Origin of the sequence: Kordia aestuariivivens, from assembly GCF_014397005.1 — a bacterium.
GTDB classification, from domain to species: Bacteria; Bacteroidota; Bacteroidia; order Flavobacteriales; family Flavobacteriaceae; genus Kordia; species Kordia aestuariivivens.
In genome coordinates this window covers 18472-32151 of sequence record NZ_JACGWS010000005.1, presented here as the reverse complement: position 1 = coordinate 32151, position 13680 = coordinate 18472, and the positions used below count along the sequence as shown (strand labels likewise).

Sequence of the window (13680 nt, the reverse complement as noted above, 5' to 3'; positions counted from 1 at the left end):
CAAGGTCGAAATGTCACATCGAGCATTATTGGAATCAAATATATTTTGATTCCAACTACCTAGCGAAGCTATCGAGATGCAAATATTCTAAAAACATACAAACGCCAGCTTCTTTGAGGTTGGTGTTTTTTTATGTAAAAATTCTTCAACTCATTAATAAATAGACACCTACATAGTACTGCAATTAACAACCTAAAAATCAATCTTTTAAATTTAAAAAATTCACATACGAGTATGAAGAATACTTATGAAATTGGAGTTTTGTCTAATATCGAAGATTTAATTTCCAAAATAAAAAAAGAGTTAAATTAAATGACTGCACACTAAGATGTTCGCAATAATTATGAAAATTGTGTAACCTATCTTGATTTTTATTCGTCTTACTAAGAAATAGAAATCATCATGAAAAAAATACTTCTTGTCTTTTCGACAATTGCATTCGTAGTAATAACTTCAACTGCTCAAGAAAAATTAAATCCTAAAGATACTTTTACTAAAATCGATACTTATTTAAGTAATGGAACAGATAATGGCTTTTCAGGAGCAATTCTAGTTATTAAAGAAGGTCAGTTAATTATAAATAAAGGGTATGGGCTAGCAAACAAGGACAGTAAAACGCTGAACAACCCAAACACTATTTTTGATATTGGTTCTAACACAAAACAATTCACTAGTACCGCAATTTTAAAACTTGTTGAATTGGGAAAATTAAAATTAACGGATCCTTTAAGCACGTTTTTCAAAAAGCTACCAATTGACAAGCAAAGCATCACCATACATCAATTATTAACGCATTCTGCAGGCTTTATAGAATCTATTGGACGTGACTTTTCAGAAATCTCACAAGAGGACTTTTTCAAAAATCTTTTCGCTAGTGAATTATTATCTGAGCCCGGAGAAAAATATTCGTATTCTAATACTGGATATAGCATATTAGGAAGAATCATAGAGTTAACTTCTGGTCAATCATACGAAACTTTCTTAAACGAGCACCTTTTTATACCAGCAGGCATGAAGCAAACTGGATATCTTTTGCCAAAATGGGATACGTTACAAATCTCGCGCGGTTACAACAGAAATGTATTAGATGGTGGATCAACCATTGCACGTTATCAAGAAACGAATGATGTTAATTGGCATTTAAAAGGAAATGGCGGAATTAACTCTACCCAAAACGATATGTTGCTTTGGTATAAAGCATTAAAATCTAATATAATATTGACACCCGAATCGTTCAAAAAGTTAACTACACTTTATGTTACGTATCCTAAAAGCACTTCTGGCTATGGTTACGGTTGGGGAGTTAAATATACCGAAGACAATACATTACGAATATCTCATAATGGCTCTAACGGAGCATTTGCACATTCTATAATCTGGTATCCTGAAGAAGATTTATATATTGTGTATGCAACAAATGCAAATAGCGCAAAAGTAGAATGGGTTGCGTATGTTGTTGCAAAAATAATTCTGGACGAAAGCTATTCTCCAAAACCAATAAAGCATAATGTGTACTCATTTACAATGAAGTATATAAAACAACATTCAACAGATAAATCGAAAAAACTCCTTGCGCTGCTTCAAGAAAATTACGCTGATGATTTTACACATTCAGGAGTTTTAAATAGAATTGGAAATATAGTATTGAAGTCAAATGAAAATTTAGCATGGGCATTAGAATTGTTTAAAATAAATGTTCAACTATATGATGACGATGGCAATCTTTGGGATTCATTAGGTGATGGATATAAGGCAAATAACCTAAAAGAAGACGCAATAAAAAGCTACCAAAAAGCAATTGAATTAGGATATAAAGATTCACAGAAAAAGCTAACAGAATTAAGTAAGAACTAGAATAACAAAGTTTGCTGACAACAATACTAACGAAGCTATCGAGATGCTAGTATTCTAAAAAACATACAAACGCCAACTTCTTTGAGGTTGGTGTTTTTTTATTCTAATTTCTGATTAATTAAAAATCCTTTAGATTTGTATATATAGATACTGTATCCTAAATATATGTTTGCCATACAGATATTAGCAGTAATTTGCACTTTACAATAATTAACTTCAAAACCTTATCTTAAATTATGAAGATAAACAGATTACAATTTTCAATTGATATTAAGGCAGAGAAAACCAAGATTTGGAATGCACTTTGGAACGAGGACTCATATCGTGACTGGGCAAGCGTATTCTTTGAAGGCTCTTATGCCATTACCGATAATTGGAAAGAAGGCAGTAAAGTATTATTTCTTTCTCCTGATCAAAGTGGTATTTACAGCTGCATCGAAACACATATTCCCAATAAAACTATCACGTTTAAACACATCGGAAATGTGGTAAAAGGAAAGGAACAACCTATTGATGATGAGACAAAAAAATGGTCAGGAACCACAGAAACTTATACACTTACGGAAGGAACAGATAGTAATACACTTACTGTTGAAATAGATGTCCTTGATGAGCATTTGAATTTTATGACAACCACATTACCAAAAGCGCTGGAAAAGGTAAAGAGTAATTGCAGCTAACACTCATAATCCATAATTATTCCCAAACCCAATAAATGAACTCCAAACACCGAATAGCTTCCATCCTAAAAGCAAATACACTCGCTGCTGAAATTACAGGTTTACAAACGTTTCATTTATCAGAACTAAACCTAACAACGGAACTAGAATTTGAATTGCCAACGAAGTTACGCTTAGGACATTTAGCAGAAAAGATTGTTGCTGAACTCATTAAATCATCAACTAATTACAAGGTGTTGTATGAAAACATTCAAATACGTGAAAATAAAAACACTATTGGCGAACTCGATTTTATCATTGAAAATATACTTACTAAACAGTTAATTCACTTAGAATTAGCGTATAAATTTTATCTTTTCGATCCAACGATTGCTGAAGAAACCATGCATAACTGGATTGGTCCGAACCGAAATGATTCTTTAAAAGAAAAATTAGACAAACTTAAAAGAAAACAATTCCCACTACTCTACCACAATTGTACGAAATCAACCCTTAATGATATAGAAACTGATAAAGTTACCCAAGCACTTTGTTTATTAGTTTCATTATTTATTCCCTACAAATACAACGAAAGTTTTAGTCCAGTTTATGAAAAAGCGATCAAAGGCTACTATTTTAATTTTGAAACATTTGTAAGTCTTGACAATTCAGCAAAAACCTATTATGTACCTACAAAAAAGGAATGGGGAATGGATCCATCTGAAAACGAAATTTGGACAGATTTTGCCGGTGTAGAAAACTATATTCGAATCTGCATGAAAGAAAACCAAGCGCCATTATGTTGGCAAAAACACAACGATTTATACATCACTTTTTTTATCGTTTGGTGGTAAGTTCGTTTTCTTTTACTAATTTAGACCTAGCCAGCGCAACTAACGATACTCGAATACGTTAGACATCATTGGAAAACAAAATAGTAAACTAAACACTAACAATCATGGAACACGAAAAAACAAAAATCCCAGCATGGTTTTGGGTAGTATCAATCATTTCACTTCTTTGGAATATAATGGGCGTACTTTCATTTGTAGCACATACGTTTATTTCTGATGAAGCTTTAGCGGCACTTCCAGCAAACGAAAAAGCACTTTATGGCGAATATCCGTTATGGACAACGATTGTATTTGCTATTGCCGTATTCGCTGGAACGCTTGGAGCTATCGGCTTAGTTTTGAAGAAGAAATGGTCCAAAATGGCTTTTATCATTTCCTTATTAGCTATCATTCCACAAATGACCCATAATTTGTTTTTCACAAAATCAATTGACGTTTTTGGCGCTGCACAAGCAGTTACTATGCCTGCGTTGGTTGTTGTCTTTGGGATCTTCCTTGTGTGGTTTTCAATATTTGGTATTAAAAAGAATTGGTTACAATAACTGATATATACTAAAAAAGATGAAGTATATATGCTCCGTAGCAATAAATGCGCCCATTGAAAAAGTTGTTGCGCTTTGGAAAGATGAAGCCAGTTTTGAAAAATGGCAAGACGGTTTTCAGTCCATTCAACACTTTGAAGGACAGCCTGACGCCATTGGTGCAAAATCAAAAATAATATTTCAGCAAGGCAAAAGGAAACTAGAACTGATAGAAACAATTCTTTCCAACAACCTTCCAGAAGAGAAAAAAGCATTGTATGAACACATACACATGATCAATACGCAAACGACCAAATTTGAGAAAATCAACGAAAACCAAACGCGGTACATTTCTGAAGTAGTATACACCAAATTCAATGGAATCATGCCAAAATTAATGGCAAAACTGTTTCCAGGAATGTTTAAAAAACAAAGTCAAAAGTGGATGGATCAATTTAAAAAATTCACAGAAGAAACTGAATAAAACAGCGTCTGAAGATCTAAATGATGACCAAAAAAATAAAAAACATACTCCGAGTACTATTTATTATGGCTAGCATAGCCTCATTATACTTCGTCCCATGGATTTTGGTCAAAGCATGGATTTTACCATTACCAGATACGGTTCAAGAACAAGTAAATGAAGCCATTGACCATGGATTTGATGGAATGATTGTATATGTGGACGAAGCTGGGAAACCGCCTGCATTTTATACTGCTGGCTGGCATGATCGAAAAAAGAAAATACCCGCCGACCCACAAGCCTTATTCAAGATTGCTAGTATCAGCAAGCTATATGTCGCTGTTTCCATCACCAAATTAGCCAAAGACAAACGCATATCTTTAGATAAAACACTTGCTGATTACTTTCCGGAACTTGTAGGTAGAATTAAAAATGCAGAAAAAATTACATTGCGATTAATGGTGCAACATCGAAGCGGCATTCCCAATTTTACCGACAATCCTGATTTTTGGAAAAACCGAGAGGATACTAGTAAAGATGCACTTGAATACGCACTTGATTTGCCTGCAAACTTTGAACCTGATAAAGGTTATGGGTATTCCAATACGAACTATTTGTTACTTTCCAGAATCATTGAGAAAGTGACGGGTTATAGTCGTCAACAATATTTCAAGGAAGAAATTTTAATCCCGCTTGGACTCAAAAATACGTTTGGTTCGCTTGATGAAGTAGATAATTTAGACAAAGTAATGAGTGGCTATTATGTTGGCATTGAAGACGATTTCAAAAATGAAGATGTAGGAATGATAGCTACAGCACAGGATGTTGGTATCTTCTTGCGAGCATTAAACGATGGTTCTGTATTTGATGAAGGTGAACAGGAAATTTATTCCTCAATTTACGAGTATGAACATGGAGGTTTGGTTCCTGGCTATCAAAGTCTTGCAGAATATCACAAAGACATTGATACTGTTGTGGTTCAATTTATGAATACAACTGATTTTGAAGGATACGAATGGAATCTATCGGAAATCGTAATTAACCGTATTGTAAAAATAGTGCGCAATAAAAAATAAATGGATAGTATTAGCCAAGCCGTTTTAGGTGCTGCGATTGGAGAAGCCGTTCTTGGTAAAAAAATCGGGAATAAAGGCGCTGTCGTAGGCGCAATTATCGCGACAATTCCTGACCTTGATGTGATTTTCTATTTGTTCTATGATAAGCTAGAAATGCTTAGCATTCACAGAGGTTTTAGTCATTCTATCCTATTCAGTATTTTGGGAGCACTCTTAATTGCTTTCGCGCTAAGCAAAATAAAATGGCTTCAAAATATCAAATTCAACAGACTATTATTATTTACGTGGCTCTGTCTTTTTACGCATGTACTGTTAGATACCTTTACGGCGTATGGAACACAACTATTTTTACCATTTAGCGATCAAAGAGTTGGTTTTGATAGTGTTAATGTAATTGATCCATTGTATACAGTTCCGCTAATTATTGGTTTAATCTTGAGTTTATGGAGCTACAAATCGAAACTAAAAAGAGCAACATTCAATAATTATGGATTGCTCATAAGTTCACTGTATTTGATCTTTACACTTATACATAAAGAATTTGTAAAAGCTGAAATTTCGACACGAATGGCTCAGGAAAATATTGAATACAATTCCTTACTAACCATGCCCGTAGGAATTGCAAATATCAATTGGTATGGGGTGGCAAAAGGACGCGATAGTATTTATATGCTGAAATATTCAATTTTGTCTGATATGGAAGATTCCATTGAAGCCTTTCCGATTCATGAAGAATACTTAGATTTAATTGATAAAAACGTCGCTAAAAAAATGCGTTGGTTTGCCAAAGGATTCTATACCGTTGAAAAAGAAGATAATAACATCCGAATCTACAACTTGCAAGTTGATATGCGCGGAATCATAAAAACGGGAACTAAAAAAGCACCAACCGCAGGATACTTTGAAATCTCAAACAAAGACGGCAACACCACTTTTTCTTCTGGAAGTATAAAAAATTAACAACAAAAATAGTCACCCAAATAAATATATACATTCTATCAATCAGCTGTTGCTTAGGTAGTTGTAATTTATTTTAGTATCTTGTTTACTTATTAACTTTAAAATTTTACATCATGAAAAAAAAAGATCTAAAAACTTTAAAACTTAACAAAAAGACCATTTCAAATTTTGAAATGATGAGTATTAAAGGGCAGGCTGCTGCAATCTCAGATTGGTCTTTATCCTCATCTTGGTGCTGTATTATTAAACATTTTACTGAAGGTGATTGCGTCGATACACTTGGTGATGATCATTGTTGGACACCAACTCCTGGTACTGGTTGGTAGAAAATAAACCTTTACAATACTAGCGATCTTCGGGTCGCTATTTTTTTGCTTCTTGCTTTCATAACTACTGTTTTAAAAAGTATTTTTCATTTTTCAGGTAACATTTTTTCATTTTCTGAACTCTAGGATATAAATCATAAAATTTTAAATCATGAAGAAAAGAAACTTAAAATCATTAAAGCTTAACAAAAAGTCAATTTCAAGTCTCTCTGGTAACAGTCTAAAAGGCGGCGCTTCGGATAGTCCTTCAATATGCCAAACATGTCCTAATCCATCAAGTGATGATCGTGGTCCTATTGTCATTACTTGGACGCTTCTTTGTTGGGAATAAGCTAAAACATACATAACACAAATTTATGAGCGAACTTCGGTTCGCTTTTTTATGCTTTACAACTACAAGTTTATTGATCAAATCCGCTGACATAAATTAGATGATTTAGGCTTTTACCTTTTTTTAATCTCTCCTTTATTTTCTAGATTAGAGTATTATTAATCTTTAAAACAATACGTTATGTTAGAAAAATTTGAACAGTACAAGACCGAAAATCTTCAACTAATTCTTGGTGGTGGGCAAGGTGGAACAGGTTTACCTTTAAGTGAAGATTAAATCTTAAAGCGAACTTCGGTTCGCTTTTCTTTTGTTACATTATTTCATACCTACAGTATTAAATGTTAATTAAGGTCTTACCGTAAATGATAAATAATTTAGTTACGTAAGTTTATTCTTTATTAATTTTAAATTCTATATCATGTTAAAAAACATTTCAAAATTGGGTTCTGTCTTGAATAAATCTGAGCAAAAATCTATTAATGGAGGAAAAGCTAGTTGTACTTTAAATTATTTATGGTGCCCACCTGGATGTGTATGTTATGTGGATACAGTACTTTGTAAACTTGTCCAAATATGTAACTCAAACCCTACTTCTTAAGGTTTTGTAAAGCGAACTTCGGTTCGCTTTTCTTTTGTTCATCGTTTTCATAACTACTGTTAGTTTAAAGTAATTTTACTCGCTTAAATTGCATGATTTAAGCTACTACCCTTTTTTAATGCATTCTTCATTTGATACCTTAGTTCTTTATTAATTTTAAAATCATTTAATCATGAAAAAAAGAAATCTTAAATCTCTTAAACTCAATAAGCAGTCTATTCTAAACTACATCCTTCATATATTAAAGGAGGAGTTAGCCTAGCATGTACTGATAACACTACTACTATAATGACTAAATGGTTAGGCTGCGGAGCTTCAGATAATTGCCCTCCTACTGGGAGTTTTGGTTGTCCTACAAGTGCTGCAATTTGTGACCATATATGTCCTTCAGATGTTTAAATTTATATAGTAGATTAAGCGAACTTCGGTTCGTTTTTTTTTTTGCTCTTTATTTCCATAACTACTGTTTTATTGATTTATAATTATTTTCTTAAATTGAATCACTATTAATTTTAAAACTTCACATTATGAAAAAAAAGGACATTAAATCGTTAAAACTTAACAAGTCCTCTATTGTTCGATTTGACAACAAGTCAATTAATGGAGGTGCTGGTTCAACTGGCTGTGGAACTTCAATAACTCCTGCCACATCAATTATAAATTTTACTAAAGGAGATTGTGTGGACACAATAGGCGATGATAGTTGCACTTGGTCACTATTATGTACCATTGGCTGGTAAGATGTAAGCGAACTTCGGTTCGCTTTTCCTTTTTTATATTTAAAAAAAACTATTTTGAGATGTACGTATTTTGAAAGGGTTTCTTGAATTTTAAATAAGATGTAATAGATTTCTTTTACAGGAGAGTACATCTATCAATATCTTAAGGGACTTGTGGAGCCCAAGTGTAAGATTCTATATTTATATACTTTACTTAGACGCAATTCAACAAATATCTCCACCTCAACGTTCAAATTCTACCAAAGAAGGTCTCAAATCGTATCATGAGTCGATATACGTCCGTAAAAACTGAAAAAGTTTAGTAGTTTTGGAATCATAAAAGATAGCAGTAAATGTTTCCAAACTTCAATATGTACAGTACGCCACTATTAATTCTTGTCATACAAGGGTTAATATTAGTTGCTTTATTGTTAAAAAGATATGTTGAAAAGAAAAACACTTCCGACGCTATACTGGCAATTCTACTACTGATTACCTCTTACCAACAAATTTGTTACACCGTTGGTTTTATGGGTTGGTATGATGTGTTTCGGAACACGAAGATCAATTACTTCCTGATTCCTGCGGCAACAGCGATTTCTCCGCTGATTTACTTATATGTAAGGTCTATTACGAAATCGAATTTTAAGTTTCAGAGAGCGCATCTATATCATTTTATCATTCCAATCGTTCTTGTGTTGTATCGCTTGACAATTTTCACCTATGATGCCATGCAACCTGGATTTGCAGAAACACAAAATGGAATCCTGAAAATTACGGTAGATGAAGCTATTGTACTTCCAATTTTAAATATTTTTGATTTTGCGGTGATGCTACTCTACTTGGCATTCACCATTCAACTTTACATAAATTACAGACAAAAAATAAAACAATATTTCTCTAATGTGTTTAAGCTAGAGCTGAATTGGATTCGGAACTTCCTCCTCGTATTTACGTTCTTATTTCTATACAGTTCCTTGCAAACGGTGATTGGTAGTGTAATTGTTGATTTGGGGTATCAAGAACGTTGGTGGCTGAATCTTGCAATGGCAATTTGCACCATTTACGTCGGCTTGAAAGGCTATTTTACCGATACTACCAAACTCAACAAACTAGATTTTAGTTTTTCGCCAAAGCAAATCTCAATTCCAGAAGATGCGAAAACAGCCAAAAAAGAAATCTCAGAGACTTCTATTGAAGCAATTGCGGCATTAATGCAACGCGAAAAGCCATTCCTAAATCCTGATTTAAACTTATCCGAATTGGCAAGTCAGGCAAACTTAACGCGCGGACAATTATCAGAAATCATCAACAGTGGTTTTCAAATGAATTTCAATGACTTTGTAAATTCCTATCGGATCAATGCGTTCAAAAGTATGCTCAAAGAAGGCAAACACAAACAACTTTCCTTACTCGGAATTGCCTATGAATGTGGATTCAATAGCAAAGCGACTTTCAATCGAGTTTTCAAAAAACTCACCAGCTTCTCTCCTACCCAATACTTGCAATCGCAAGCAGAATAAGGCGTCTCAAATCGTAAAAGAGGCAAAACTCACCGAAAATCAACTCTTAATTATTAATTAACTAGAGTTCGAGGCGACCTTCATAAGATTATAATTTCGGCAATTGTTAGTTGTTGTTACTATTCATTTTCTTTTTTAACTTCAGTTCCAAGTGCAACTCCAAGAACTAAACCAATGCCTGCTCCTAAAGAAATTGCAATTGCAATAGTATCTGTCAGGATACCAACACAAAGACCAATTCCGGTTCCAAAAACTAAACCTATGGCACTATATTTATTTTTCATAGTATGTGTTTTAATGAGTTTAAAATTTAACTAACCATTGATTTGTTACAATATGTAGCTTTTTCAAAATCTCTTATGTTCATAGAAATAATTGGAACTTCTGGGAACATTTGTTTCAGTTCTGTTACTATTAATTTGGAAAGGTTTGCTTTTTGAGAGGTCGTTCTTCCTTCCATGATATTGGCAAAAATGTGAATGAAATCATCCTTGGAATTTCCAATATTATAATGCTTAAAAGAATTGATTCTTACTTTAATATCTACTTTGTCAAAAAGTTGAGTGGATTCTGCTGTATTATATACATTTTGCATTATTTCCTCTGCTGATTTCATGGCAATAATGTCTTCTGAACAATCTATTACAAAGTGTGGCATATTGTTATTTGAATTTATTTTTAGTTCTCAATTCCTAGTGTTATTGCATTAGTCCATGCAAAACATAATCCTGTTAATAAGACTATTACAATAGCGTGATCTGTTAATTTTAATAATCCTCAAAACTACTAATTTAAAACAGAATGTTTAGTATACACACGTGCATACCAATATAAACTTGCTACGAGTAAAAATTCAGCAGCAATGATCCAGAATCCTATGGATGTGAAAAAACTATAATGATTTCCTCCATTTGGCATCACAAAAAATGGTACTGTGATGAATGCATCTAAAGCAACAGCCGTAAGTAACATTGTTTGACCAACTTTGAAACCATGCGTTTTGTGATCTTTTTTGTAATAAAATGCACAAGCGAACCAAACTAATGGCATTACAACAACAAACAAAACAATATTTGCTTGTGTATCTGCAGGTTCTAAAATAGGTATTGCATAAGAAATAGAATAAAATAGGATGCCAATTACCCAAATGGCGATGCCTAATAAAATGGCGCGTTTTGTTTTCATGTCTTTATAATTTTGTGTTAGCATCGTCAACTAGTAGTGTTGCGATACTGCAAAATTGATGAAAAGTCATGCGTTCTATTTGACCGTACAGGACAATGTTTTGACAGTTTACGCCAAACGGACATTTTTAAGTGATGTATCTGAATTCAGCTTTCAAACAAGGACACAAACAAAAAACTGCCCTTTAAAAATATAAAGGGCAGTTTGCTAACTAACCAACTGTGGGGGCAAAAAAAATCTATTTTTAGAATATTAATTTTTCTGAAAAACCAAGGTATCTGTTCCGCCATTTCCACCACTGACATCTTGTAAACTAATGGTCGTGGACGTATAACTTACAATATCCCAATCGTCATTCAAATCAAAGAATACGCTTGTCGTGGCTACATTGAAATTTATATTAAAATCAATATCATCGTCACTTGAGCTATCGTCATTACTGTTACTATCCGTTACCGACCATATACCTGCAACTTGATCTGTGCTATTTGTAGCAATGAGTGTTCCATCTGACTGAAACGTAAAGTCATAGTTGGTAAAATCGGTGGTTTCATCTTGTCCAGAATCAATATAGCTTGTAATTCTCCACGAGTCCGTTTCGGCAATGTTGATGACTTCATTAATAATCATGGAGTTATCAGTTATTATCATATCATCAGTATCACACGTAGTAGACATTAATGAAAAGCTAATCATTACTAAAAAGACATAATAAATTGTTGTTTTCATGATATAAAGTTTTTATAGTTTATCTAATATTAAGATGTCTGTTCCGCCGTTTCCGCCGCTTACATCTTGTACTTTGACTTGTGTGGAAGTAATAGAAACCACATCCCAATCATCATTCAACTCATCAAAAGGCATTGACGTTCCAAAATCTAATATCAATACGCTTCCTGAACTTTGCGTTGTCCATGTACCGTTTATAGGTGTTCCGTTGTCAGCGATAACAGTTCCATTGCTATCAAAATTTAATTGATATCCGTTGTAATCAGCAGTTTCATCGACTCCATCATCTGTATATGAACTTACAACCCAATTGCCACTACCTAATACGATAGACAGGTTATTTGGACCACCTCCAGAAGGATTGCGTTCAAAGGTTAAATAATCATTAGAACCATTGCCGCCACTAATATCTTTCAAGCGTATGATATCATTTGTAACTTCCAATACGTCCCAATCTTCCGCTAATTCATCTAAAGGAACCGAAGTACCAAAATTCAAATTCAATTCCAATGCAGTTTGATCACCCGCAGAAGTTGTCCAAAATCCAGGAGTTGCTGTTCCAGAAATAGTTGTTGTAGCATTTCCATCTGATGCAAAATTGAAAACATAGCCGTTATAATTTGCAGTCTCATCTGCATCATCAAAGTAATACGTAATGTACCAATCGCCCATGGTAAGTGCATTCGTTAAGGCTGTATCATCAACATTTCCGCCGCCAGTACCTGTACAATCACTTTCAAAACGCAAACGATCATCGCCAAGTCTCAAATCAACTTTTGTTTCGCCGTCCTGCTCTATTTCGTGTAAAATCCAAGTATTATTTAAGTCTGTGAAGTCAGGAACGGTAACGGTTACCGAGATATTATTTCCTGAGCCTGAAGCTGCCCAAGTTCCGGTGTAATTTCCGCCTACCGAAGTAATATTGATTGTTCCATTTGCCGTAAAATTAAAGGTATAGCCTGTGAAATTATCTTCTAAATCAATGTCGTTTCTCTCTAGTTTATCAACAGTCCAGTCAGTACATTGCGTAAGGATATTTGTGAGTTGATTGTCTGTACAATCATTACAATCATCATCATTATAATCATTATCATCATCTTCATCACAAGCATCTGCATAATCATTAATGGTCGATACTAGTTCGTTAAAATCATTTACGGTAATTGTCAAGCCATCAAAAGTTGTCACCGTAATCGGAAACTGAATATTAATAATATCATTGACATTTATAGTGTCTATAAAATTATACATCTGCTCATCCGTTTGAATCGTAATGGTGTCTAACAATTCATTGTTTGCATTGAAGATAGATGCTATAATCGGATATTGAAAGTCCAAACACTCAATATCATCATCACTCACATTCGGGCCATTACAATTGGCTGATAAGGCTGTAAATTCTGCTAAATTATTAATGGTGATTTGTGTATAATCTGCAGCAACAATCACAATTGGGAATTGGATTTGCAAATCATCGTTATCGTCTTCAAATTCATCAAAAATAGCTTCTATCGTATTAAAATCGTCTTCAGAATCTACAATAATTTCCAATCCGTTTACAAACACCGTAACTGGCAATAGAATATTAAAGCAGTTTGAGTTGTCTATAATATTATCCGCTGAACCATCATTGGTGGCGATGTTCTTCATAAGTATAGCGGCTGGTGAATTTGCTACGAGTACCTCTTCTTGAGGCGCTTCAATAATTTCAACTTCTTCTGTTCTGCAAGAAGTAAATGTCAGCATCGCAAATAGAATGCTTACTGCTAAAAGGTTTTGTATAATTTTCATAGTTGTATTATTTAATTAGTTCTTTCTTTTGCTAATAGAACAACCCATTTTGCAAAACTCCTGATTTTTATTTTATTTTTTTTTGTGTACA

16 protein-coding genes are annotated in these 13680 nt (G+C 33.6%); 11 read left to right on the top strand and 5 right to left on the bottom strand.

Translation table 11 applies throughout. The annotated features are described in order from the left end of the window. Nucleotides 1-402: 402 nt before the first annotated feature. The 11 genes from H2O64_RS09320 (at nucleotide 403) to H2O64_RS09270 (ending at nucleotide 9884) form a co-directional block, all read left to right on the top strand. Entirely contained in the window at nucleotides 403-1854 is a 1452-nt protein-coding gene (locus H2O64_RS09320) for a serine hydrolase domain-containing protein (RefSeq protein WP_187561921.1), read from the top strand. Nucleotides 1855-2090: 236 nt separating this feature from the next. Next, on the top strand, nucleotides 2091-2534 hold the full coding sequence (locus tag H2O64_RS09315) for a hypothetical protein (protein WP_187561920.1): 444 nt from the start codon (nucleotides 2091-2093) through the stop codon (nucleotides 2532-2534). A 35-nt stretch (nucleotides 2535-2569) separates the two neighbouring features. Continuing rightward, nucleotides 2570-3367 (top strand): DUF1853 family protein, encoded by a 798-nt coding sequence (locus tag H2O64_RS09310; protein ID WP_187561919.1) that lies wholly within the window; start codon nucleotides 2570-2572, stop codon nucleotides 3365-3367. Nucleotides 3368-3471: 104 nt separating this feature from the next. Beyond that, nucleotides 3472-3909 carry a hypothetical protein gene (locus tag H2O64_RS09305; RefSeq protein WP_187561918.1) on the top strand — a complete coding sequence of 146 codons (438 nt, stop codon included), beginning with the start codon at nucleotides 3472-3474 and terminating at the stop codon, nucleotides 3907-3909. Nucleotides 3910-3928: 19 nt separating this feature from the next. Continuing rightward, nucleotides 3929-4372 (top strand): SRPBCC family protein, encoded by a 444-nt coding sequence (locus tag H2O64_RS09300; RefSeq protein WP_187561917.1) that lies wholly within the window; start codon nucleotides 3929-3931, stop codon nucleotides 4370-4372. Between the two features lie 65 nt (nucleotides 4373-4437). Beyond that, nucleotides 4438-5427, top strand: coding sequence for a serine hydrolase domain-containing protein (locus tag H2O64_RS09295; RefSeq protein ID WP_235982820.1), 990 nt, complete (start codon nucleotides 4438-4440; stop codon nucleotides 5425-5427). Beyond that, nucleotides 5428-6387, top strand: coding sequence for a metal-dependent hydrolase (locus H2O64_RS09290; RefSeq protein ID WP_187561915.1), 960 nt, complete (start codon nucleotides 5428-5430; stop codon nucleotides 6385-6387). Nucleotides 6388-6500: 113 nt separating this feature from the next. Continuing rightward, nucleotides 6501-6713, top strand: coding sequence for a hypothetical protein (locus tag H2O64_RS09285; protein WP_187561914.1), 213 nt, complete (start codon nucleotides 6501-6503; stop codon nucleotides 6711-6713). 151 nt (nucleotides 6714-6864) lie between these two features. Next, nucleotides 6865-7044, top strand: a complete 180-nt coding sequence (locus tag H2O64_RS09280) for a hypothetical protein (protein ID WP_187561913.1) — start codon at nucleotides 6865-6867, stop codon at nucleotides 7042-7044. Nucleotides 7045-8169: 1125 nt separating this feature from the next. Then, the gene (locus H2O64_RS09275; protein ID WP_187561912.1) at nucleotides 8170-8382 is read left to right on the top strand and encodes a hypothetical protein; all 213 of its coding nucleotides are present in this window, start codon (nucleotides 8170-8172) and stop codon (nucleotides 8380-8382) included. Nucleotides 8383-8714: 332 nt separating this feature from the next. Continuing rightward, nucleotides 8715-9884 carry a helix-turn-helix domain-containing protein gene (locus tag H2O64_RS09270; RefSeq protein ID WP_235982818.1) on the top strand — a complete coding sequence of 390 codons (1170 nt, stop codon included), beginning with the start codon at nucleotides 8715-8717 and terminating at the stop codon, nucleotides 9882-9884. 119 nt (nucleotides 9885-10003) lie between these two features. Here H2O64_RS09270 and H2O64_RS09265 read toward each other — a convergent pair whose 3' ends face one another. From H2O64_RS09265 to H2O64_RS09245, 5 genes are all read right to left on the bottom strand, one after another. Further along, on the bottom strand, nucleotides 10004-10168 hold the full coding sequence (locus tag H2O64_RS09265) for a hypothetical protein (RefSeq protein WP_187561911.1): 165 nt from the start codon (nucleotides 10166-10168) through the stop codon (nucleotides 10004-10006). Between the two features lie 26 nt (nucleotides 10169-10194). Beyond that, nucleotides 10195-10542, bottom strand: a complete 348-nt coding sequence (locus H2O64_RS09260; RefSeq protein ID WP_187561910.1) for a 5-carboxymethyl-2-hydroxymuconate Delta-isomerase — start codon at nucleotides 10540-10542, stop codon at nucleotides 10195-10197. A 128-nt stretch (nucleotides 10543-10670) separates the two neighbouring features. Next, nucleotides 10671-11069 carry a DUF5367 family protein gene (locus H2O64_RS09255; protein WP_187561909.1) on the bottom strand — a complete coding sequence of 133 codons (399 nt, stop codon included), beginning with the start codon at nucleotides 11067-11069 and terminating at the stop codon, nucleotides 10671-10673. Between the two features lie 252 nt (nucleotides 11070-11321). Further along, a complete protein-coding gene (locus H2O64_RS09250) occupies nucleotides 11322-11798 on the bottom strand; it encodes a hypothetical protein (RefSeq protein WP_235982816.1) in 477 nt (158 codons plus the stop codon). 12 nt (nucleotides 11799-11810) lie between these two features. Next, nucleotides 11811-13589, bottom strand: coding sequence for a lipocalin/fatty acid-binding family protein (locus H2O64_RS09245; RefSeq protein WP_187561908.1), 1779 nt, complete (start codon nucleotides 13587-13589; stop codon nucleotides 11811-11813). Nucleotides 13590-13680: the final 91 nt, after the last annotated feature.

What these genes read in the sequence shown, in the direction of transcription:
- H2O64_RS09275 (WP_187561912.1), top strand. Translation starts at nt 8,170, where the DNA reads ATGAAAAAAAAGGACATTAAATCGTTAAAACTTAACAAGTCCTCTATT.
- H2O64_RS09265 (WP_187561911.1), bottom strand. Translation starts at nt 10,168, where the DNA reads ATGAAAAATAAATATAGTGCCATAGGTTTAGTTTTTGGAACCGGAATT.
- H2O64_RS09295 (WP_235982820.1), top strand. Translation starts at nt 4,438, where the DNA reads ATGGCTAGCATAGCCTCATTATACTTCGTCCCATGGATTTTGGTCAAA.
- H2O64_RS09270 (WP_235982818.1), top strand. Translation starts at nt 8,715, where the DNA reads ATGTTTCCAAACTTCAATATGTACAGTACGCCACTATTAATTCTTGTC.
- H2O64_RS09310 (WP_187561919.1), top strand. Translation starts at nt 2,570, where the DNA reads ATGAACTCCAAACACCGAATAGCTTCCATCCTAAAAGCAAATACACTC.
- H2O64_RS09320 (WP_187561921.1), top strand. Translation starts at nt 403, where the DNA reads ATGAAAAAAATACTTCTTGTCTTTTCGACAATTGCATTCGTAGTAATA.
- H2O64_RS09315 (WP_187561920.1), top strand. Translation starts at nt 2,091, where the DNA reads ATGAAGATAAACAGATTACAATTTTCAATTGATATTAAGGCAGAGAAA.
- H2O64_RS09305 (WP_187561918.1), top strand. Translation starts at nt 3,472, where the DNA reads ATGGAACACGAAAAAACAAAAATCCCAGCATGGTTTTGGGTAGTATCA.
- H2O64_RS09280 (WP_187561913.1), top strand. Translation starts at nt 6,865, where the DNA reads ATGAAGAAAAGAAACTTAAAATCATTAAAGCTTAACAAAAAGTCAATT.
- H2O64_RS09255 (WP_187561909.1), bottom strand. Translation starts at nt 11,069, where the DNA reads ATGAAAACAAAACGCGCCATTTTATTAGGCATCGCCATTTGGGTAATT.
- H2O64_RS09250 (WP_235982816.1), bottom strand. Translation starts at nt 11,798, where the DNA reads ATGAAAACAACAATTTATTATGTCTTTTTAGTAATGATTAGCTTTTCA.
- H2O64_RS09290 (WP_187561915.1), top strand. Translation starts at nt 5,428, where the DNA reads ATGGATAGTATTAGCCAAGCCGTTTTAGGTGCTGCGATTGGAGAAGCC.
- H2O64_RS09285 (WP_187561914.1), top strand. Translation starts at nt 6,501, where the DNA reads ATGAAAAAAAAAGATCTAAAAACTTTAAAACTTAACAAAAAGACCATT.
- H2O64_RS09260 (WP_187561910.1), bottom strand. Translation starts at nt 10,542, where the DNA reads ATGCCACACTTTGTAATAGATTGTTCAGAAGACATTATTGCCATGAAA.
- H2O64_RS09245 (WP_187561908.1), bottom strand. Translation starts at nt 13,589, where the DNA reads ATGAAAATTATACAAAACCTTTTAGCAGTAAGCATTCTATTTGCGATG.
- H2O64_RS09300 (WP_187561917.1), top strand. Translation starts at nt 3,929, where the DNA reads ATGAAGTATATATGCTCCGTAGCAATAAATGCGCCCATTGAAAAAGTT.